Genomic DNA, 19,407 nt, shown 5'->3' with positions numbered 1-19,407 from the left:
TTAATTCGGTGGTTGTAACTTCACCCATACGGCACTCTCGGTGTTAACACTTTCCCCTGCTAAGGGGTACTGATCGACCACTCGACCAACGCCTTTGATCATGATATTTAAACCACTTTTCGCCATTAAGCGGAGCATTTGGCGTGAACTTAACCCTTTACACTCAGGCATCAACTCTGTACCCGGATCAATCGCAACGGTAACCGAACTTAATGCCGGGACATCAGCCCTTATCGGCACATTTGGGTCAATTTCCATATTTTTTCTGTGCATTGCTGGCACGTGAAGGTAGCGCAACGCTTGCTCAGCAATACGCGAGAAAACAGGTGCTGCCAATAGTCCGCCATAGGTTTTTTTTACTTTTGGCTCATCTAGCACCACAAGAATCACCATCTTTGGCGCTTCAGCGGGTGCGAATCCGATAAATGATGATACTCGTTTATCCACCGAGTAAGTGCGTGTCACTGTATCAACTTTTTGCGCTGTTCCCGTTTTACCGCCGACATCAAAGCCAGCAACACGTGCGCGTGACCCCGTACCATCGGCATCAGTTACCGTCACCATCATCTGCTTAAGTTCATGAGCAATGTCACGACCAATCACTCGACGAATTAATTGTGGAGTTTGTTCATCAGTAACGTTATTAACTGGGTTGGTAATTTTTTTAACCAAATAAGGCCGATACAACTCACCACCGTTAACAATAGCACTTGCTGCTGAAGCCAATTGCAACGAGGTAACAGACAAGCCCTGACCAAATGAGATCGCTGCCAAGTCTATCTCAAACCATTTTTGCGGTTGGCGTAGCAACCCTCTCGCCTCACCATCAAAATCAATTTCAGTTTTTTGAGCAAATCCAAACTGAGTAAGGTAAGAATAAAAAGTCTCTTTGCCAAGCTTTTGTGCAATCTTCGCACAGCCAATATTTGAGCTATACTTCAGTACATCACTAATACTTAGGCGCCCCAGTTCTGTGTGGTCATGAATCACCTTCCCGCCAATTCGATACGATCCGCGACCGCAATCTATGACATCATCAGGCTTAATCACATTCGAATCGAGGGCTGCCGCTAGTAAGAATATCTTAAACGTTGATCCCGGCTCATAGGTGTCACACACGATACGATTACGCCTTTTCGCAGCAGAAAACGACCCAAAGTCATTAGGATCATAATCGGGCGAACTGGCCATCGCCAATACTTGACCGCTAAACGGATCAAGAATAACAACGCTACCGCTTTTAGACTTCGACTCGCGTACCGCAACCGCCAATTCCTTTTCAACGATATATTGAAGCTGCTTATCAATAGTAAGGGTTATATCTTTACCCAATTGCCCCTTAATCACCTGACGTCCACTACCGATGCTACGCGAACCTCCATCACGTTGCATAACCAGATAACTGACATCACCTGCGAGGACACCATTGTAGCGTCGTTCTACGCCCTCTAATCCGTCATTATCGGTACCAGAAAAACCTACAATCTGACCTGCAACACGACCATTCGGATACCAGCGTTCATGCTCGGGGATAAAGTGAACTCCGGGCAAAGACTGGTCTATTAATGCGCGACTCTCATCATCGGTAGTTCTTCTTTTCAACCAGATAAATTTTTTATCTTTTTGCAACTTGGCTAAGACTACGGAGTATTTTAAGTCAAGCCCCGTTGATAGTGCCGTGGCAACAGACTCAACACTGTGAACAATTGGTTCGGACTCTTTTGAGGATGATTTAGGAGTTTGGGGGGCCGCGTCACGTACAGCTTTAGCCTTTGCAATCAGTTTTTTTAGCTCTGCTGGATTGATATAAACAGAGTTCGCAACGAGACTAACGGCCAGTGCCTCTCCATTGCGATCAAAGATCGCCCCACGCTGTGGGGTCAGAGTAATTTTCTTTTTATGCTGCCGTGCTGCAAGAGATTGCCATTTTGACGCGCTGTAAACCTGAAGGTAATAAACGCGACTTACTAAGGCAACGTAAGCCAGAACAAAACAAACCCCGACTAGCAAGATACGCACACGAACTCCGTGCGCTTCCTGTTTCGAACTCGGCAGTTTCCGCGCTGAGGCTTTATCAGATAGAGAGTGTTTCCGCGATTTCAATGACATCATCCCTCTGATCAAGATGTGCTGCTGAGCTATTGTCCACAGAAGTTTCAACTTCTAACGATTGCCCCTGCACTTGTAGATAGAGAGGATCCTGTGGAACGATGGATGCTTTGTATAAAAAAGCTCCCCCCATCAGTAGCACAGATACCATTGCCAAAGCACTCAACCGCAACTTCCGGCGACGTAGCTGACGGTTTACCCACAGCTCATTCATCTCTGACCATAAATCCTGTTTTTCCGCATAATCTCGGTTTACCATAATAGACCCCTTTACTTCCTTTAACTTTTCACCTGTGTTGTGCCCAGCCCAGTTATTCAAGTTCTATCGAACGGTAATAACCTGTTCCGCTCGTGGAGCTCTCAAACCTAATCGTGTTGTGGCAATTTTTTCGATATAGCGCGGGTTCGTCAACTGCGCGATCGACACGGTTAAGCTCTTTTGGTCATACTCTGCTTGTCTAATCTCTTTTTCCAGCCGCGACACGTCATACCCGCATTGAGTCACCTCAATACGAACCCATACGTGAAACAGCCCAATCACCAACAACAACACAATGGCAGCAAGGACCGATGTCACCTTCACATTTGCAATGCTTAGCCCCGCAGAGGGCCAGGTATTTTCCATCATATCTATTACCCCTTCCTTGCGCCTAAAACAGCCGCTTAACAGCCCGCAAAATAGCACTACGTGAACGAGGATTTCCATGCACCTCTTCAAATGTAGCGCGAACTCCTCGACGGGTTAACACTTCAACATCAGCGACCAGACCACAGGCGCACATTGGCAGTCGTGGTGGGCAGGTACAAGGATTCGCCCGATGCTTGAAAATATTTTTAACAATACGATCTTCCAACGAGTGAAAGCTGATCACTGCCAGCACGCCGCCGGGCTTGAGAAGTTCAATGCCTTGTTCAACCCCTTTTGCTACATGCTCTAACTCTTCATTGACGCGAATTCTCAGAGCTTGAAACACCCTTGTGGCAGGATGGAGACGCCCAGGAATCATGCCACCCGGAACCGTTTCTTGGATCAATGTCGCCAGCTGTAATGTTGTTGCAATGGGCTCAATCTCACGCACGCGTTCAATTTTTCGTGCAATTCGCTTGGACCAGCGCTCTTCGCCATATTTTTTAAAGATCAGCGTCAGCTCCTCGACACTCTCCTCATTGACAAGTTCAGCTGCAGTAATCCCCGACTGACGATTCATGCGCATATCAAGAGGTGCGTCGAAACGGAATGAGAATCCGCGCTCAACTTCATCCAACTGGTAGGATGACACTCCCAAATCCAACAACATGCCATCTAAACCATCAATGCCAAGCTCCTCTAACACCTGTCCAGCTTCAGAGAAATTGGCATGACGCAAAATAGCGCGATCACCATAGGGGGCTAAAACTTCAGCCGCCTTCTTCAGGGCATCCTGATCACGATCTAAACCGATCAACACCCCATCAGGCGCTGAGGCCTGAAGGATCAAGTTTGAATGTCCACCTGCGCCAAGCGTTCCATCAAGAACAATTGCACCAGGTTGCACATCAAGCAAAGCCAAGACTTCTTTAGGCAGCACCGATAGATGTTTGAAATTTGTAGTATCCATATTAGAAGCCTAAGTTTCCGAGTTCAGCCTTCATGGTATCAAGCTGCTGCTCTGCTGCTTCGAGTTGCTCATCGAACAAGTCCTGACTCCACATTTCGATTTTACCCGCCATCGCAACAATCACGATCTCTTTGTCAAATTTTGCAATAGTCCGCAATGAAGCGGGAAGGGCAATACGCCCCTGACGGTCAAATGTACACTCCACCGCAGGACTAATACGACTACGGTAGATCAAATCTTTTTCGTTACCATTTGGCATCGCATCGACACGCGACTTCGTTTTTTCCCACTCTGATGCAGGATACGCCACCAAAGCATCTTTACGTCGGGTGACCACCAACAGCTCATCACCATAGGTATCCGCAAGCAAGCTGCGTAACTTCGCAGGGATGCTCAAGCGTCCTTTTGGATCGATGCTATTAATGAATGTTCCCGAAAAACTCATATGGCCTCTTCTGCTCCAGACATGTGTCTATTTAACACTTAAATACACTTATTGGGAAATATAACCTCAGCACAACATTTATGTCAAGGGCTTCCCCCCTTTTCGCCCTAAAGACAAACGAACCTGACAGAACCAAATAAATACAATATTTACAGTCACTTAAGGTAAGATGAAACAAGATAAACTCCTCGGTTTTTCATTAAAGGACAAAAAAAAACGAAAAAAAACCGCATTTAATAAAGTACGGCTCAATATTCGTGGGAATAATCACCACCATCTGCCAAAGGACCTTTCGTCCCTTTTTCTTTCATCGTCAGTTCTATTGATGAAAAAATACGCTATGATTTATACAGTCAATTGTACAGATGCGGAGACAATTCCTATTGCCGGAATCAGTGATTTAGGGGCAAGTCAAACACGATGAGAGTGGGGCGCACATGGAATATGGTCACAGAAATTCACCCGATATCAACAACCTGCTACCAAAGCTCATCAAGCTAGCAGAATCCGACACTCTCTATCGCGATGAGTACATCCGACGAGCTCGCCACTATCTGGAACCTCAACTTTCTCCTGCCGGCTACATAGAACTTAAAAAAATGCAGACACTGACAGTCAGCCTGCCCAACGAAATCCGCAACGCGATGCTTCACGGCGAGTGGAATAAAGTTTACGAACTAACAAGCCGCAACAGAAAGTTCAAACAGCAACTTAATGACAAAATCAATCTGACTGGTTTCGCCCACCAGATCTACGGCCACTCTAACATCCCAATCGACCCGTTCTCTCCCGGAATGCACAAACTCGCCAACCTCACCACAGACCAACTTGCCGAGTTACGCACAACAATCATTTCCACCCTCAACGAGCTCAGCAAAGCTGACAGAGACTGGATAACGTTTTATTCCGACAGATTAGCAACCTTTACCGCACTGACAATCAACTCTAAGTCCCTCGACAACCTGTCACAAACTACATCATCAGCGGTGCTTGAAGATGAAGCCGCCGAAGCACTCGAATCGGGCAACATGGCCCGGCTCGAACTTTTAGCTGAAAAGCTTTCAAGAGCAACCACATCAGCCGATCGTGGCACAACAGCTACCGACCTGTTGCAAGAGGTCCATCAAGCCCCAGCTGAATATCATTACGAATTCTCACCACAAACCATTAACTCAGCACAAAAACTAGGGTTAGAGTTTTTCTCAGTCCCCTCACGCAATATCGAATTTGAACCCTTTTCACGTTTCATGTGGCACCCCACCTTTGCGGCCCAACAAGGAAACCACAAAAATGTGATCCAAGTCCCAGACTTGCCACAGTTAAAAGGGCTACCCGAAGCACTCAAGTCACGTATTCAACTGTTTGCCATCCACCCGTTCATCAACTCTGCAGGAATTCGCTACCTGCCCAGTATTGTTGCCGAAGATGTCCTAGTCGAAGGGTTCCCCGAACCAGAAGCTGGTGCACCACTACCGTCATCAGGACTGCTTGAAGCCCTTGGTCTCAAACAGAGGAATCAACTGACCCGACAACAAATTGAAGCTACCCTTCTCGATAAAGGGAGTGGAATCGTACAAGACGAATTGGGGCTCGACCCCAAAGAGTTTAAACTGGTGTGCATTCCACCCGATCTTCATCTACGAATTGGTCTAGAGCGCGGCTGGGGGCAACAACAGATTTGGACCCATTTTGATGGCTATATGATTATGGCCGACGGCAGTCAACGTGCGCTAGCGGGTGGTGATATACGCTATGGAGGGATTTACGATCTGCTAGGATTAAGTTGTAGCTACGACTCGGAGCGGATTATTGCGCGCTTTGCAGTGGTGCAAAGGTGGCGTATGGCGGTGTGGCAGTAAAACAGGAAATGAATGAGAAATCCGTAGGTTGGAACTTTAACCATCCACATAGATTCAATCGGATTTGGTAGGGTGGGCATTGTCCACCGCCACAAGTGTGACAATCACCCGAGCAACAATACTCCCCCCAATGCAGAGTCAAAAATCAATAAGCTGTCAGACAGTGGCCAGTCCGCAGCTACACGCATAGCTAATCTGACAGAACATCAAGAAAGAAAACTACCTCTCAGGCAACCTCAACTCAATCTGCTCAATCCGCTGCTGAACGACTTTCCGCACCGTCAAGACCACACCGTTAATCACACACTGCTCACCCGCAGCAGGAATATGGCCAAACTGACTGAGCATTAACCCGGCAAGGGTGGTGGCATCTTCCTCTAAAAAGTCAAACTCAAAACGGCGGTTCAGTGCCCGTATGGTGACTCCGCCATCAACAAGAAAGCACGTTGTCCCTAACGGAACCACACCCTGCTCTTCGTCATCATATTCATCCTGAATCTCACCGACAATCTCTTCGAGTACATCCTCTAAGGTGACAATTCCTTCGACACCACCGTATTCATCGAGAACCACGGCAAGGTGAACGCGACGATTACGAAAGGCGAGCAGTAACGATTCGACCTGTTTGGCTTCGGGCACAAAGTATGGATCGCGCATCACGTCTCGAATACGAAATTTCTCGGGATCATCGACAAAGCGCAGCACATCTTTTGAGTGAATGATACCAACCACATCGTCTAAGGTTTCGCGGTAAACGGGAAAACGTGAATGAGTCGAACGCTTGACTTGATCGAGGATAGTGGCAAAAGGAGACTCTACATCAATTCCAGCTACTTCGGTACGCGGGATCATCAACTCCCTCACCCGTAATTGCGACAGCTCGAAGACCCCATGCAACATATTTTTCTGGCTACCAGCAAGAGAACCTGACTCTGCACCAAGGGAGATCATGGTTTTAATCTCATCGGCGGAGAGCCCAGAACTGGAATCAACAACCTTGAACATGCGGGTAATCAAACCCGACAATCCTGTGACCAACCAGATGATTGGGGTTAACACCCACAGCACAAAACGGATCGGTTTTAATACGCGAAAAGAGACCACCTCAGCACGACGGGCGGCGTATGTTTTTGGGAAGACCTCAGAAACAATCAATAGCACAGGGGTCAAAATGGCGATGGTCATCAGATCGCCACGAGCACCAAAAATTTCGACAAAAAAAGTGGTGGCTAGGACAGACAGAGCAATATTGACGAGGTTATTACCGACAAGGATACCACCAAGCAACCATTCGGGGTTATCGAGTAAGTTCTCTAGAGCCTGGGCTCCACGGCGCTGCTTCTCAACGAGATATTTAACACGTAAACGATCGATCGACAGCAGTGCGGTTTCTGAGCCTGAGAAAAAGCCCGACAGCAAAAACAAACACCCCATTACTAACAGTTGATACCATTGATCTTCAGTCATAAGTTCCTCAATGCAACAAATTACATCATCATTTCATCAAAATTAATGGCCCATATTAGCCCACTCAATTACGAAACACAATTAACAAGCGCGTCAGGCAACAGCCAGTTGATAATAGTTGACAATACTATCTGATACCCTGAGGATATGGACGATCAAATTATCTAAAAATAATCACTGTATCACCCAATAAAGGCCTACCATGCTGAGCGAAAACCATAAACAGATTTTAGCCGTCGCAGCGATACAGTTCAACGCTTTGACCGAACTAAGCATTAGCGCGCTGTGCCTGCACAAGATTGAGGCCAGCGAACTGAGTGACGACGAGTTACTTGAGTTTTTAACCATTGCCAATGCCTTATATCGCAGCGGTGATCGATTGATCTCTGACGCCGACTACGACTTTCGCTTCTTAGCCGAGTTAAAGCATCGCCAGCCAAACCATCCATTCCTCACAGAAGTTGAACCCGAGGCGACAGCTACGACCAAAACTGTGGAACTACCAGTACGGATGTTATCGACCGATAAAGCGTACACGATCGAGGAGATGATGCGTTGGCTTGAGCGGATCAAAAAGGCCGCTACCGACCTCAACAAGCCGTTTGCAGAACTGACATTTAAAGCGACCCCTAAACTAGATGGCTTTGCCGCCTATGATGATGGCCAACGCCTGTACACCCGTGGTGATGGTAAGCGCGGTACGGATGTTACCCGAGTTATGCAACGCGGTTTAGTGGTAGCAAACGGCGGTAAGCGTGGCCTTGGTGCCGGTGAAATTGTGGTCAGCACCAGTTATTTTAAGCAACACCTCGCCGAACATTTTGAAAACTCGCGTAACTTTCAAGCCAGCGTAGTAAAAGAGAAAGAACTCGATCCCCCTGCGGCGGAAGCGATTAAAGTTCAAGCGGCCGTTTTTTATCCATTTGCATTGTTACCAAACTGGAGCGGTTCCGCTGAGCAGCTTGAACAACAAATTGAAACAATTTTCAAGCAACAACTCAGTGCCGTTGACTATGATGTCGATGGCGTGATTTTCGAGATTATTGATGCCGAGTTAAAAGAGTACATGGGCGCGACTCGTCACCATCATCGCTGGCAGATTGCGTTAAAGGAGAATGTTGAAACCGCCGAGGTCAACGTGATTGCCGTACATCCACAAACCTCACGCTCGGGCCGTGTTAACCCAGTGGTTGAAGTGGAACCCACCCGCCTCAGTGGCGCGATGATTCAACGGGCGACGGCGCATCATTACGGCATGGTTAAAAGCAACAACATTGGCCCCCAATCGATCATTGAATTAACCCGCAGCGGTGAGGTGATCCCTAAAATACTTCGCGTTATCAAACCAACCGAGGCACAGCTTCCAGACATTTGCCCAAGCTGTGGCGGTGAACTAACATGGGATAATGACTATCTATTTTGCACCAACAACAGTCAATGTCCCGCCCAGATCGCCCACACCATTGAGCATTTCTTTCGCACCTTAGGCAATATTGATGGCTTTGGCCCCGCTACCATCGAAAAACTTTATGCTAGCACTGTTCGCACCCTGCCCGAAATTTACACTCAAAGTGCCTTCGATTTTGAGGGGATCGGTTTCGGCCCTAAGCAATCAGAAAACCTTGTCACTCAATTGGAACGCAGCCGCAGTGAACAGATTGAGGATTGGCGTTTTCTCGCGGCATTTGGCATCTTTCGTATGGGTGGCGGCAACTGCGAGCGTTTGCTCAGCCACCACAAACTCGAAAATATCTTCGCGTTAACTCTTGAGCAGATTATCTCGATTGAAGGGTTTGCCGAGCGCACCGCAGAAATTGTTATCCGTGAATTGACACGGATAGCACCACTTTTTCAGCAACTATTTCAACTCCACTTCAACTTGGCGATAACTCCATTGATCTCAGAGTTGCAAGATTCAGGAGAACTGAGTCCCATTGCGGGTAAGTTGCTGGTATTTACTGGCACCATGACTCAAGGTAGCCGCTCTGAAATGCAAGCCAACGCCAAAAAAATGGGCGCGAAGATCGGTAGTTCGGTATCGGGAAAAACAGATTATCTTATAACGGGTGAAAAAGTGGGCGCAAGCAAGCTCAATTCAGCTCAAGCGAAAGGGGTTGAGGTGTTAACAGAACAGCAATACCTCGAACTGATTGGTCACTGAAAAAAGGACTGAATAAACATGGCACAGATAAGAGTACAGCTTGAGATTGGCGGTCGCGTGCAAGGGGTTTGTTATCGCTATTTCACGCAACAAACCGCCCAAACAGCAGGAATTACTGGCTGGGTTAAGAATCGAATCAACGGTAACGTTACCGCTTTACTTGAGGGGGACGAGCACGCCGTAGCCACCGTGATTGAGCTGTGCCGCCAAGGGCCACAGTTGGCCCATGTCGATCACATCGAAGTGGAGCATCACCCCTACACTGGTGAATTCACCGAGTTTAACATTCGACGTTAATCACACTTGCCTTGTAAGCGCAAACTCTCCTGATACACTTCGCTGCCACTCACACCGTGCGTTTTCGCTACCTGTTTAACAATGGCTTTCATGTGTAGATCACTCTCTTGACTTAAACGCTCCAACGCCTCGCGAACGGTTTCGGTTGGTGCGGATTCTACAGCAGGTGCCAGCAGCAGAACGATCTCACCACGAACTCTTGCTTGAGAAAAATGTTCAATCGCTTCCGATACGGTGCCACGAAACAACTCCTCGTGCAGTTTGGTTAATTCACGAGCGATGGCAAGCTGCTTATCGTCACCGAGAACGGTGGCGATATCTTGCAATGAGTTGAGTAAGCGATGAGGGGCTTCATATAAAACCACCGTCCGTTTTTGAGTCACGTAAGGCTGCAAAGCACGGCAGCGGGCGACGGTTTTGGGAGGTAAGAAACCATCGAAACAAAAACGATCCGTTGGTAGCCCGGCAACGGATAACGCCGAGATACAGGCACTCGGTCCCGGTACGGGGAGAACCGTAACTCCGGCGTTGCGACAATGCTGGACCAATACATTGCCCGGATCGGAGATCGCTGGTGTTCCAGCATCACTGATGAGAGCGATGGACTTGCCTTGTTGCAGCAAGCCGAGGAGGTAGTCCATCTTCTGTGATTCGTTGTGCTCATAGCATGAGGTTAAGTTGGTCTCGATACCAAAATGATTGAACAGCTTACGGCTGTGACGGGTATCCTCTGCGGCAACCAGATCGACCTCTTTCAAGATGCGGATGGCGCGAAAAGTAATATCTTCAAGATTACCAATGGGGGTCGCAACAACATACAAAGTTCCCCACTGCTCTGAATCAGTCATGGTTCAACTCCACTTCCTCTAATTCATTCAACCACAAGCTAACACTGGCATCACTCGGCATGCGCCAATCACCGCGAGGTGACAGAGCGACACTACCGACTTTCGGCCCATCGGGTAAACACGAGCGTTTAAACTGCTGCGAAAAGAAACGCTGATAAAACACCTTCAACCAGCGTAAAATTGTCGCTGAATCATACACACCAATAAAGGTTTGTTGTGCCAAGAAATACACTTTTTGCGGCGCAAATTGGTGGCGAACCACCTGAAACAGGAAGAAATCGTGAAGTTCATAGGGACCAACATGATCTTCGGTCACTTGACTGATCTGCCCTGCGGCATCGGGTGGTAACAATTCGGGCGAGACGGGTGTGGCACACACATCATTTAGCACAACGCGTGTTTCACCACAGTAAGCCGTTTCAGCACACCATGACACCAAATAGCGCACCAATGTTTTTGGCACACCGCAATTGACACCGTACATCGACATATGATCAGCATTGTAGGTGCACCAACCAAGAGCCAGCTCCGACAGATCTCCGGTACCAATTACAATACCGCGCACCTGATTGGCAATATCCATCAATAATTGTGTGCGCTCACGTGCTTGGCTATTTTCGTAGGTGATATCGTGTAGGGTTTCATCGTGACCGATATCACTAAAGTGTTGGCGGACAGCGGTATCAATGGAGATCACTCGACTACTGGTACCGAGCAGTTCAATCAATTTTTCAGCGTTACCTCGTGTCCGTTCAGTGGTACCAAAGCCGGGCATCGTCACCGCTTCGATCCCTTTGCGGTCAAGCTGCAACAGATCAAATGCTTTAATCACCACCAACAAAGCCAAAGTAGAATCGAGGCCACCAGAGAGACCAATAACCACATTTTTAGTACCAATATGCTTTAATCGCCGCGCTAAGGCAGTAGTTTGTAAGGCAAAAACTTCCTCACAATGTTGATTGCGCTCTTCATTATTACTGGGCACAAAGGGGTGGCGATTAAGTTGTCGCTTCAGGTCGCACTGTTCAGCTACAACAGCAGGTAATGAGTTCGACACCTCAACCACGCGATAGTCACCCTCGGCACAACTGGCAGCAAAACTATTATTTTTGTGGCGTTCGTTCATCAACCGATTGAGATCAATATCGGCACACGCCCACTGACTATCGAAGGAGAAACGCTCGGTTTCACAAAGAATCGTACCATTTTCAGCGATGAGCGAATGACCTGAGAATACCAGATCGGTACTCGACTCCCCTGCCCCTGCCGAAGCATAAGCGTAAGCGGCCAAACAACGCGCCGATTGCGAACGCACCAACTGTTGGCGATACTGTTGTTTACCCAGGATCTCTGGACTCGCTGACAAATTTAGCAGCACCGTCGCACCAGCAACGGCCATCTGACCACTTGGTGGATTGGCGACCCAGCCATCTTCACAGATCTCAACACCAATGACACAGTCAGGTCGGTGCAAATCTTGAAACAACAGATCATCACCAAATGGGATCGGCTGACCACCAATCACCACCTCATCGGCACTGCGATCAGATGCGGCGGAGAACCAACGCTCTTCGTAAAACTCTTGAGTATTTGGCAGAAAGTTTTTCGGTACAATGCCAAGAATCTCACCATCGGCGATCAAAACCGCGCAATTAAACAACCGCCCACCCTGGGCGATGGGAGCACCCACGACCAGTAACGTGGACAATTCAGCACTAAATTTAGCCAGCTCAACCAACCCTTGTTGCGCCTTATCGATCAACAACGACTGAAAAAAAAGATCGCCACACGTGTAACCTGTTACGGCCAACTCGGGGAAGACAAGACAATCACAACCACTTGAGTGGCCGTTACGGATCACCTGTTTTATCTGCTCAATATTGTAATTAACATCGGCAACACGATGGGCCACCGAGGCCACAGCAAGACGATAATAACCAAATTTCAAACGCTGATTGAGTGTCATATCAATTATTCTACCTATCTAGTTACAGGCTAAAAGCATCCTTCAAATGTTTCAGATCATGGCTGGTTTCATCGGCCTGAATCGCAATCACGTCGAAACGTGGCTGGAGGGTCGATGGGTCTTGTTTCGCCAAGTACCATTGTGCTGTGCGGATAATTTGTCGTTGTTTACGCGCGTTAACAGCTTCGACGGCTTCGCCACATTGTGTACCACGGCGGGTTTTCACTTCGATAAACGCTAACATTTTGCCACGGCGAGCGATAATGTCAATTTCACCGGTGGGAGCGCGATAATTAGTTTCGATAATCCGGTACAGTCGCCGTTTAAGATAGCGAACCGCCTGCTGTTCCCCCCACCGTCCAAAGCTCAGGCGCTGCTCGGTCACACATGCTCCTTCACACCGGCAAAACTTTTACGGTGCAACGGGCATGGCCCGTGTTCAGCAATTAAAGCACGATGCTTGGCACTACCGTAGCCTTTATGCCCTGCGAAGCCGTACTGAGGGTAATGGCGATCATAAACCACCATCATACGATCACGTACTACCTTGGCAATGATTGAGGCGGCGGCAATGGATAACGAACGGGAATCACCCTTTTTGATTGTTTGCTGGGGATGCGATAAGGGAACTGGGGTGATGCCATCGATGAGCAAATGCTGGGGCGCAATTTTCAATCGTGACACAGCCTGACACATAGACCTCAGGGTCGCTTGAAGAATATTAATCTCATCAACCTCTTCAGCATGGACAAAGCCAACCCCTACGGCCAACGCCTGTTGGCGGATCGGGCCGAAGAGCTGTTCTCTTTTTTTAGCACTGAGTTTTTTTGAATCGGTCAAACCGGGAAGATCAAAGTGTTCGGGCAAAATGACGGCTGCTGCAACAACAGGCCCGGCAAGGGGGCCGCGACCCGCTTCATCAATTCCAGCAATGAGGGTCACACCTTGTAGGCGAAGTTGTTTCTCATAATAGGTCGGATCAAAAACCTCGTTAAGAGGATCATCAATGAGTCCAGCGAACAGAGATGCTGTGGTCGGGAATGAAGACACGTCATGAACTCCTTAGCATATTGAAGGATCGAATGATCATCGATCACCCTACACCAACATGGCAAACGCAAAACACCAATGAGTATAAGTCAGACAGACAAAAACCGCTAAGGATTAAATCGGGGAATACCTTGAAGGGGAACAAAAAACACCCCGCAGCACCTTGAGTGCTGCGGGGTATTGATTTGTTTAGTACTGACGCTTCTCGCGAATACGTGCAGACTTACCTTGCAATTGACGCAAGTAGTAAAGCTTCGCACGACGTACGCGACCAACCATAAGTACTTCGATCTTATCAACGAGGGGTGAGTGAAGAGGGAAGATCCGCTCAACACCGATGCCACCAGAGATTTTACGTACGGTAAAAGTGGAACCGATTCCACGGTTTACCCGCTTGATGCAAACACCTTGAAAAACCTGAATCCGTTGTTTGTCACCTTCAACAATTTTTGCGTGAACGCGCAGTGTGTCCCCTGCTTTAAATACAGGAAGATCTGTTTTCATCTGCTCATTACCAATTTCATCAACAATGTTCATCATTGCCTCCTTATTTATCTTTAAAAAGCTTATTTTATCATTACGTGAATGAGATCAGAGAATTTGGCGTAACCGCTTTAATTCTGCAAGATCTTCATCCGTTAATTGTACCTTATCCAATAAGTCGGGTCGCCGTTGCAACGTGCGCTGCAATTGTTGGCTCCGCCGCCATGCTGCTATCCGAGCATGATTACCGGACAACAAAACTTCAGGAACCTGTTGTCCCATGAATTCAGCAGGCCGCGTATAGTGTGGATGCTCCAACAGCCCATCCGAAAAGGAATCGGCTTCAGCACTCCCAGCACTTCCGAGTACTCCCGGCAGTAACCGCGCTATCGCATCGATCATCACCATTGCGGGTAACTCGCCTCCAGTGAGGACAAAGTCACCAATGGAATATTCTGCGTCAACATAGGAACGAATGCGTTCATCAAACCCTTCGTAACGACCACAAACAAAAATCAATCCAGCTTCAGCAGAGAGTGTTTCTGCCGCCTGCTGGCTGAAGGTCTGACCTTGAGGAGTCATCATAATAACTTTTGACCCCGGGCGTTGCTGCTTCAGGTTTTCAATCGCACGACAAATTGGCTCAGGTTTCATCACCATGCCAGCTCCGCCGCCATAAGGTGTATCATCCGTCACCAGATGACGACCTTCTGCCCAGTTTCGTAAGTTGTGAGCAGTTATGCTAATCAACTCTTTCGAAACTGCTTTGCCGATAATGCTGCCAGCAAAGGGAGATTCAATCATCTCAGGAAACAAGGTTACGACATCAAAATTCATCCGTTCAGTTCAATCAGTCCATCAGGCAAAGTCACTCTCATTTGCCCTTGTTCAAGATCTATTTCATCGATAAACGCTTCAACGGCTGGAAACATCACCTCGCCGTGAACCCCTTCGGCCACATAAACATCATGACCACTGGTTTCGAGAACAGAAGTAAGGGTACCGATGTCACCGAGTTGACTATCGACAACCTGTAGCCCTTGCAGTTGATGCCAATAATGGCTCCCTGCTTCAAGTTCAGGGAATTGTTCGCAGGCCATAAAAACCTTAGCACTGAGCAACCCTTGAACTTTATCAATATGGTCGTACCCCTCAAGGGTCAGCAAAATAATTTGCTTATGCATTGAAGTTTTAACCACACCGACCGTTAATTGTCGGCCATCGGTACAGTGCAACACAACGGTTTCTGCACCGAGTAACACTTGAGAACCATTGGTCGTAGGGCGAACTTTAAGATCACCTCTTAAACCATGTGTTCCAGCAATGGTTCCTGTTTCAACTAACGAGTCTTCTGTCACGTTTACCGTTTCACTATTGTGTTAATGGGCTGAGTTGCCCAATGTACTTACGCTTCAGTTTTTTCCTGAAACTTTGCCCACACACCCTCTTTGCGCAACAATTGAAGCACAACGTCAGAAGGTTGAGCACCTTTGTTCAACCATGCCAAAGCACGGTCTTCTTTTAATGCGACCATTGGTGGCTCAACCAAAGGGTTGTACTGACCAATGTTCTCAATGTAACGACCGTCACGAGGACAACGCTCATCCGCTACAACAATCTGGTAAAATGGTTTCTTCTTAGCACCACCACGGGCCAATCTGATTTTTACTGACATATCTACTTACCTCTCTATAACGACACCTGGACATCAGGTGTTCCAAAACTGTAATAATTTGTTTGAATTACGACAGGGTTTAAAACGGCATACCGCCGCCGCCCATCATCCCTTTGAGACCTTTGGGCCCCATCTTCTGCATTTTTTTCATCATCTTCTGCGCTTCGGTAAAGCGTTTTAGAAGTTGATTCACATCCTGAACGCGAGTACCGCTGCCATTGGCAATACGCATGCGCCGTGAACCGTTGATCATTTTATGATTGCGACGCTCTTTCACTGTCATTGAAGAGATAATGGCTTCAATGCGCTTCATCTCTTTATCGGGCATTTGCATATTACCCGCTTTTTTCATCGCTTTATTGGCACCCGGAATCATCTTAAGTAATGATTCCATTGAACCCATTTTTTTGACCATTTGTAACTGGTCACGAAAAGACTCAAGGGTAAAGCCATCTTTACGCATCGTTGCTTCAAGCTTAGCCGCATCATCTTTATCAATGGCTGCCTCAGCTTTTTCGATCAGCGAGAGAACATCGCCCATACCAAGAATACGTTGCGCCATACGGTCGGGATGGAACACCTCAAGGGCATCCATTTTTTCCCCCATACCGACAAATTTAATCGGCTTACCTGTTACCGCACGAACCGACAAGGCTGCACCACCACGAGCATCACCATCCATCTTGGTCAGGATGACACCAGTGATATTTAATTTTTCATCAAAACTCTTAACGACGTTGACGGCATCTTGCCCCGTCATGGCATCGGCAACAAACAAAATTTCACGTGGCTGCAGCAAAGCGTTGATTTTCACCAACTCATCCATCAGCTCTTCGTCAACATGAAGTCGTCCAGCGGTATCTAAAATCAGCGTATCATGTCCATTGAGGCGGGCATACTCACGCGCTTTTTCACAAATCTCAACGGGATTGTCGCTGGGCTGACTATCAAAAACAGCCACACCTAACTGACGACCTAATACTTTTAACTGTTCAATCGCTGCCGGACGATAAACGTCGGCAGGAACCAATAACGGATCGCGTTTGTCGCGGCGTAACTGGAGAGCCAACTTGCCACAGGTTGTTGTTTTACCCGCGCCCTGCAAACCACACAACATAATGGGTACAGGAGCTTGAGCAGCAAGGTCAAGGGTTGTTACATCGCCCTCGCCCATCAACATGCCTAGTTCATCACGAACTATTTTTATAACTTGTTGCGCAGGCGTTAAACTTTTGAGGACATCGGAACCTACGGCACGCGCGCTGACAGCGGCAATAAAGTCCTTTACAACCTTAAAATTAACATCGGCCTCAAGTAAGACGAGACGTACTTCACGCATAGCTTCGGTAACATGAGCTTCAGTCAAACGCCCTTTGCCACTTAGCTTTTTAAATACTGCGTCAAATTTATCGGTCAAATTATCAAACATGAAAATCCCTGCGTCGTGGAAATCGCAAATAAAGGAATATAGTGACCTCCCTCCTCCTTGTCAAGAAAATTCCCCCACAAGTTCGAACCCTTCACCACTTAAACGATAGGTTGAGAAGGGTGCTAATCCTTTAGATTGCAACACTTCAATTATCCCTATGGACTCATTTTCTCCGATTCGGATCACCATGCCACAATCGGCAGTGATCGCTCGTGGTACAGGCATCAACAGAATATCAAATTTCGGTTTCAGGGTCATTTCGGCTATCATAACACGATGGATCGAATTAAAAAGAACCAGCAGATGCTGTTCATTAACCATCTTCATCATTCATCCTCCTCTGCAGTGCTCAAACCAAACAACTGCACTACCGATTAATAGCGTGGATTGACAGCCGTGTCGCTAAAAGCTATGGTGTAACACTATTGTAGTCACCTTGCAACTTAACCGCACACAGAGGAACTCCACCAACTTGAACACTCATGCTACCCAGCTATCACTACTTCTACTCTTTGCGCTCCTATCAAATATCCCGTTAGGGTACTTCAGACAAGGGACAAAAAAGCGTTCGCCACTTTGGTTCCTCTATATTCACTTATCGATCCCTTTTATTATTGTTCTGCGGCTTTACTTCGACTTCGATTGGCATATCATTCCGTTCACCATCGGTTGTGCCGTCATCGGTCAACTTACGGGCGGATTGCTGTGCAAACGTAAAGAGCGTGGTTAACACTGATGGCGCGTCGTAGCCGTAGTGCGGACTCACTTAAATCAACACGTAGCCTCATTGAGGGAATTCTCGGCAACCTTGGAATTTCCAACAAGATTGAGCAACATCGAATATGGGCGATATGGGAAGAGGCTGTTGGCGAACAAATTGCACAACACGCCATCCCATCCAAAATACGCAATGACGTCTTAGAGATAAAAGTGGCTCACCCTGTGTGGATGCAACAACTACAGCTTCTCAAGCCACGGCTTCTGAAGCAGATCAATGAGCACCTTGGCGATACGCCGATTAAAGACTTATATTTAAGGCGAGGACAAGTCGTTAAGGAACCGGTTGTGATTGTTGAGCCCTCCGTACCACTTCCCGAGCTCAATACAGATGAGATTGAATCGGTCCACAAACTTACCGAACATATTAAAGACGACGAGGTGCGCACAGCGCTCAATGAGCTCATGCAGAAGCAACGTCGGCTAGACAAGCGCGAGCAATCGTAACCCACTGTCACTAACGATACATTGCCGTCACTTCGTCGGTATAATCCATCCCATTATAAACATAAAGTGGTGGTTCAATCTCTAAACCAGGTCGACCACGTTTACGCCCTTCAATTAAAACCAAACGTGCAGCACTGTCGCTGCGACTATGGATCAATCGCACTCGCTTTGGTTCAATATCTGCCTGACGCATCCCTGCAATAATATCGACCAATCGCTCTGATAGGTGGATCATACTCAGGGTTCCCCCCTGACGTAACAACGCACTGCCAGTCGTTAAAAAATCATTCAAACCACCAGCGAGTTCATGACGAGAATGGGCCCTCTCGTTGCCAAAAGAGCATTGACCCGATTCAGGAGCGCGAAACGGTGGATTAGATACCACGCGATCGAACAGACCATGACTATGCTCGGTTAGTTCGCGCAGATCCCCATGGCAGATGGTAACCCGCCCACTGAGATCATTTAACACAACATTACGTTGAGCGCGCTCAACTTGAGCGGGCTGAATTTCGATGCCGATGATCTCTTTGGCAGTCGTCCAGCGGGCAATCAGCATGGCGATAATGCCGCCACCACAGCCGAGGTCTACCACCCGATCCCCCTCAGAAACACTGACAAAGTTTGCTAGCATCACCGGATCAACGGAGAACCGATAACCACGTTGATGCTGGATCAACTTGAGCGCCCCTCCTTTTAAAGTATCGAGGGATTCATCCTCTCTTAACTCAACCTGTTGCATCGCTATCCAAATTCCTTACAAAAAAAAGGAGAGCACTAATGGCTCCCCTTTTTT

The 19,407-nt window shown here is 47.6% G+C and carries 22 protein-coding genes; 5 read left to right on the top strand and 17 right to left on the bottom strand.

Going from position 1 to position 19,407, the window contains the following annotated elements:
- The 5 genes from ACZ5KY_RS06540 to ACZ5KY_RS06520 form a co-directional block, all read right to left on the bottom strand.
- On the bottom strand, positions 1-2,019 hold the full coding sequence (locus ACZ5KY_RS06540) for a penicillin-binding protein (RefSeq protein ID WP_464243096.1): 2,019 nt from the start codon (positions 2,017-2,019) through the stop codon (positions 1-3).
- Between the two features lie 55 nt (positions 2,020-2,074).
- A complete protein-coding gene (locus ACZ5KY_RS06535; protein WP_464243095.1) occupies positions 2,075-2,368 on the bottom strand; it encodes a hypothetical protein in 294 nt (97 codons plus the stop codon).
- A 63-nt stretch (positions 2,369-2,431) separates the two neighbouring features.
- Positions 2,432-2,737 (bottom strand): hypothetical protein, encoded by a 306-nt coding sequence (locus tag ACZ5KY_RS06530; protein WP_464243094.1) that lies wholly within the window; start codon positions 2,735-2,737, stop codon positions 2,432-2,434.
- Between the two features lie 22 nt (positions 2,738-2,759).
- Complete coding sequence (gene rsmH / locus ACZ5KY_RS06525; protein WP_464243093.1) at positions 2,760-3,707, bottom strand: 16S rRNA (cytosine(1402)-N(4))-methyltransferase RsmH; 948 nt, start codon at positions 3,705-3,707, stop codon at positions 2,760-2,762.
- 1 nt (position 3,708) lies between these two features.
- A complete protein-coding gene (locus ACZ5KY_RS06520) occupies positions 3,709-4,152 on the bottom strand; it encodes a division/cell wall cluster transcriptional repressor MraZ (RefSeq protein WP_464243092.1) in 444 nt (147 codons plus the stop codon).
- 437 nt (positions 4,153-4,589) lie between these two features.
- Between ACZ5KY_RS06520 and ACZ5KY_RS06515 the strand changes: the two genes are divergently transcribed.
- On the top strand, positions 4,590-6,011 hold the full coding sequence (locus tag ACZ5KY_RS06515) for a hypothetical protein (protein ID WP_464243091.1): 1,422 nt from the start codon (positions 4,590-4,592) through the stop codon (positions 6,009-6,011).
- 219 nt (positions 6,012-6,230) lie between these two features.
- On the opposite strand, the gene ACZ5KY_RS06510 is transcribed toward ACZ5KY_RS06515, so the two are convergent.
- Positions 6,231-7,478, bottom strand: a complete 1,248-nt coding sequence (locus ACZ5KY_RS06510; RefSeq protein WP_464243090.1) for an HlyC/CorC family transporter — start codon at positions 7,476-7,478, stop codon at positions 6,231-6,233.
- Positions 7,479-7,680: 202 nt separating this feature from the next.
- On the opposite strand from ACZ5KY_RS06510, the gene ACZ5KY_RS06505 reads away from it, so the two are divergent.
- Entirely contained in the window at positions 7,681-9,639 is a 1,959-nt protein-coding gene (locus ACZ5KY_RS06505) for a BRCT domain-containing protein (RefSeq protein WP_464243089.1), read from the top strand.
- 18 nt (positions 9,640-9,657) lie between these two features.
- Positions 9,658-9,936: an acylphosphatase gene (locus ACZ5KY_RS06500; RefSeq protein WP_464243088.1), complete on the top strand. Its 279-nt coding sequence runs from the start codon at positions 9,658-9,660 to the stop codon at positions 9,934-9,936.
- Here the strand turns inward: ACZ5KY_RS06500 and rsmI are convergent.
- From rsmI to ACZ5KY_RS06450, 10 genes are all read right to left on the bottom strand, one after another.
- A complete protein-coding gene (rsmI, locus tag ACZ5KY_RS06495; protein WP_464243087.1) occupies positions 9,933-10,784 on the bottom strand; it encodes a 16S rRNA (cytidine(1402)-2'-O)-methyltransferase in 852 nt (283 codons plus the stop codon). The genes ACZ5KY_RS06500 and rsmI overlap by 4 nt on opposite strands.
- Positions 10,777-12,750: an NAD(+) synthase gene (locus ACZ5KY_RS06490; protein WP_464243086.1), complete on the bottom strand. Its 1,974-nt coding sequence runs from the start codon at positions 12,748-12,750 to the stop codon at positions 10,777-10,779. The genes rsmI and ACZ5KY_RS06490 overlap by 8 nt, the downstream gene beginning before the upstream one ends.
- Positions 12,751-12,772: 22 nt before the next feature.
- Positions 12,773-13,135, bottom strand: a complete 363-nt coding sequence (locus ACZ5KY_RS06485) for a YraN family protein (protein ID WP_464243085.1) — start codon at positions 13,133-13,135, stop codon at positions 12,773-12,775.
- Positions 13,132-13,773: a ribonuclease HII gene (locus ACZ5KY_RS06480; RefSeq protein ID WP_464244642.1), complete on the bottom strand. Its 642-nt coding sequence runs from the start codon at positions 13,771-13,773 to the stop codon at positions 13,132-13,134. Before ACZ5KY_RS06480 ends, ACZ5KY_RS06485 begins: the two co-directional genes overlap by 4 nt.
- A 216-nt stretch (positions 13,774-13,989) precedes the next feature.
- The gene (gene rplS, locus ACZ5KY_RS06475; protein WP_464243084.1) at positions 13,990-14,340 is read right to left on the bottom strand and encodes a 50S ribosomal protein L19; all 351 of its coding nucleotides are present in this window, start codon (positions 14,338-14,340) and stop codon (positions 13,990-13,992) included.
- A gap of 51 nt (positions 14,341-14,391) precedes the next feature.
- Positions 14,392-15,120, bottom strand: a complete 729-nt coding sequence (gene trmD, locus ACZ5KY_RS06470) for a tRNA (guanosine(37)-N1)-methyltransferase TrmD (protein WP_464243083.1) — start codon at positions 15,118-15,120, stop codon at positions 14,392-14,394.
- Positions 15,117-15,641: a ribosome maturation factor RimM gene (rimM, locus tag ACZ5KY_RS06465; RefSeq protein ID WP_464243082.1), complete on the bottom strand. Its 525-nt coding sequence runs from the start codon at positions 15,639-15,641 to the stop codon at positions 15,117-15,119. The genes trmD and rimM overlap by 4 nt, the downstream gene beginning before the upstream one ends.
- A gap of 47 nt (positions 15,642-15,688) precedes the next feature.
- Complete coding sequence (gene rpsP, locus ACZ5KY_RS06460; RefSeq protein ID WP_464243081.1) at positions 15,689-15,958, bottom strand: 30S ribosomal protein S16; 270 nt, start codon at positions 15,956-15,958, stop codon at positions 15,689-15,691.
- Between the two features lie 79 nt (positions 15,959-16,037).
- A complete protein-coding gene (gene ffh, locus ACZ5KY_RS06455; RefSeq protein WP_464243080.1) occupies positions 16,038-17,387 on the bottom strand; it encodes a signal recognition particle protein in 1,350 nt (449 codons plus the stop codon).
- 60 nt (positions 17,388-17,447) lie between these two features.
- Positions 17,448-17,717: a putative Se/S carrier protein gene (locus tag ACZ5KY_RS06450; RefSeq protein ID WP_464243079.1), complete on the bottom strand. Its 270-nt coding sequence runs from the start codon at positions 17,715-17,717 to the stop codon at positions 17,448-17,450.
- 142 nt (positions 17,718-17,859) lie between these two features.
- On the opposite strand from ACZ5KY_RS06450, the gene ACZ5KY_RS06445 reads away from it, so the two are divergent.
- Both ACZ5KY_RS06445 and ACZ5KY_RS06440 read left to right on the top strand, forming a co-directional pair.
- Positions 17,860-18,117, top strand: a complete 258-nt coding sequence (locus ACZ5KY_RS06445) for a hypothetical protein (RefSeq protein WP_464243078.1) — start codon at positions 17,860-17,862, stop codon at positions 18,115-18,117.
- A 5-nt stretch (positions 18,118-18,122) separates the two neighbouring features.
- On the top strand, positions 18,123-18,611 hold the full coding sequence (locus ACZ5KY_RS06440; protein WP_464243077.1) for a DciA family protein: 489 nt from the start codon (positions 18,123-18,125) through the stop codon (positions 18,609-18,611).
- 10 nt (positions 18,612-18,621) lie between these two features.
- Here the strand turns inward: ACZ5KY_RS06440 and ACZ5KY_RS06435 are convergent, their stop codons facing one another.
- Positions 18,622-19,353, bottom strand: a complete 732-nt coding sequence (locus ACZ5KY_RS06435; RefSeq protein ID WP_464243076.1) for a tRNA1(Val) (adenine(37)-N6)-methyltransferase — start codon at positions 19,351-19,353, stop codon at positions 18,622-18,624.
- Positions 19,354-19,407: the final 54 nt, after the last annotated feature.

It is taken from the genome of Desulfuromonas svalbardensis (genome assembly GCF_055389415.1).
The sequence above is the reverse complement of the archived record's forward strand: the minus strand, read 5'-3'. Positions and strand labels throughout refer to the sequence as shown.

What these genes read in the sequence shown, in the direction of transcription:
- ACZ5KY_RS06510 (WP_464243090.1), bottom strand. Translation starts at nt 7,478, where the DNA reads ATGACTGAAGATCAATGGTATCAACTGTTAGTAATGGGGTGTTTGTTT.
- ACZ5KY_RS06530 (WP_464243094.1), bottom strand. Translation starts at nt 2,737, where the DNA reads ATGATGGAAAATACCTGGCCCTCTGCGGGGCTAAGCATTGCAAATGTG.
- rplS (WP_464243084.1), bottom strand. Translation starts at nt 14,340, where the DNA reads ATGATGAACATTGTTGATGAAATTGGTAATGAGCAGATGAAAACAGAT.
- ACZ5KY_RS06450 (WP_464243079.1), bottom strand. Translation starts at nt 17,717, where the DNA reads ATGATGAAGATGGTTAATGAACAGCATCTGCTGGTTCTTTTTAATTCG.
- rsmH (WP_464243093.1), bottom strand. Translation starts at nt 3,707, where the DNA reads ATGGATACTACAAATTTCAAACATCTATCGGTGCTGCCTAAAGAAGTC.
- ffh (WP_464243080.1), bottom strand. Translation starts at nt 17,387, where the DNA reads ATGTTTGATAATTTGACCGATAAATTTGACGCAGTATTTAAAAAGCTA.
- ACZ5KY_RS06435 (WP_464243076.1), bottom strand. Translation starts at nt 19,353, where the DNA reads ATGCAACAGGTTGAGTTAAGAGAGGATGAATCCCTCGATACTTTAAAA.
- ACZ5KY_RS06500 (WP_464243088.1), top strand. Translation starts at nt 9,658, where the DNA reads ATGGCACAGATAAGAGTACAGCTTGAGATTGGCGGTCGCGTGCAAGGG.
- ACZ5KY_RS06535 (WP_464243095.1), bottom strand. Translation starts at nt 2,368, where the DNA reads ATGGTAAACCGAGATTATGCGGAAAAACAGGATTTATGGTCAGAGATG.
- rsmI (WP_464243087.1), bottom strand. Translation starts at nt 10,784, where the DNA reads ATGACTGATTCAGAGCAGTGGGGAACTTTGTATGTTGTTGCGACCCCC.
- ACZ5KY_RS06520 (WP_464243092.1), bottom strand. Translation starts at nt 4,152, where the DNA reads ATGAGTTTTTCGGGAACATTCATTAATAGCATCGATCCAAAAGGACGC.
- ACZ5KY_RS06505 (WP_464243089.1), top strand. Translation starts at nt 7,681, where the DNA reads ATGCTGAGCGAAAACCATAAACAGATTTTAGCCGTCGCAGCGATACAG.
- ACZ5KY_RS06440 (WP_464243077.1), top strand. Translation starts at nt 18,123, where the DNA reads ATGGCGCGTCGTAGCCGTAGTGCGGACTCACTTAAATCAACACGTAGC.
- ACZ5KY_RS06490 (WP_464243086.1), bottom strand. Translation starts at nt 12,750, where the DNA reads ATGACACTCAATCAGCGTTTGAAATTTGGTTATTATCGTCTTGCTGTG.
- trmD (WP_464243083.1), bottom strand. Translation starts at nt 15,120, where the DNA reads ATGAATTTTGATGTCGTAACCTTGTTTCCTGAGATGATTGAATCTCCC.
- rpsP (WP_464243081.1), bottom strand. Translation starts at nt 15,958, where the DNA reads ATGTCAGTAAAAATCAGATTGGCCCGTGGTGGTGCTAAGAAGAAACCA.
- ACZ5KY_RS06515 (WP_464243091.1), top strand. Translation starts at nt 4,590, where the DNA reads ATGGAATATGGTCACAGAAATTCACCCGATATCAACAACCTGCTACCA.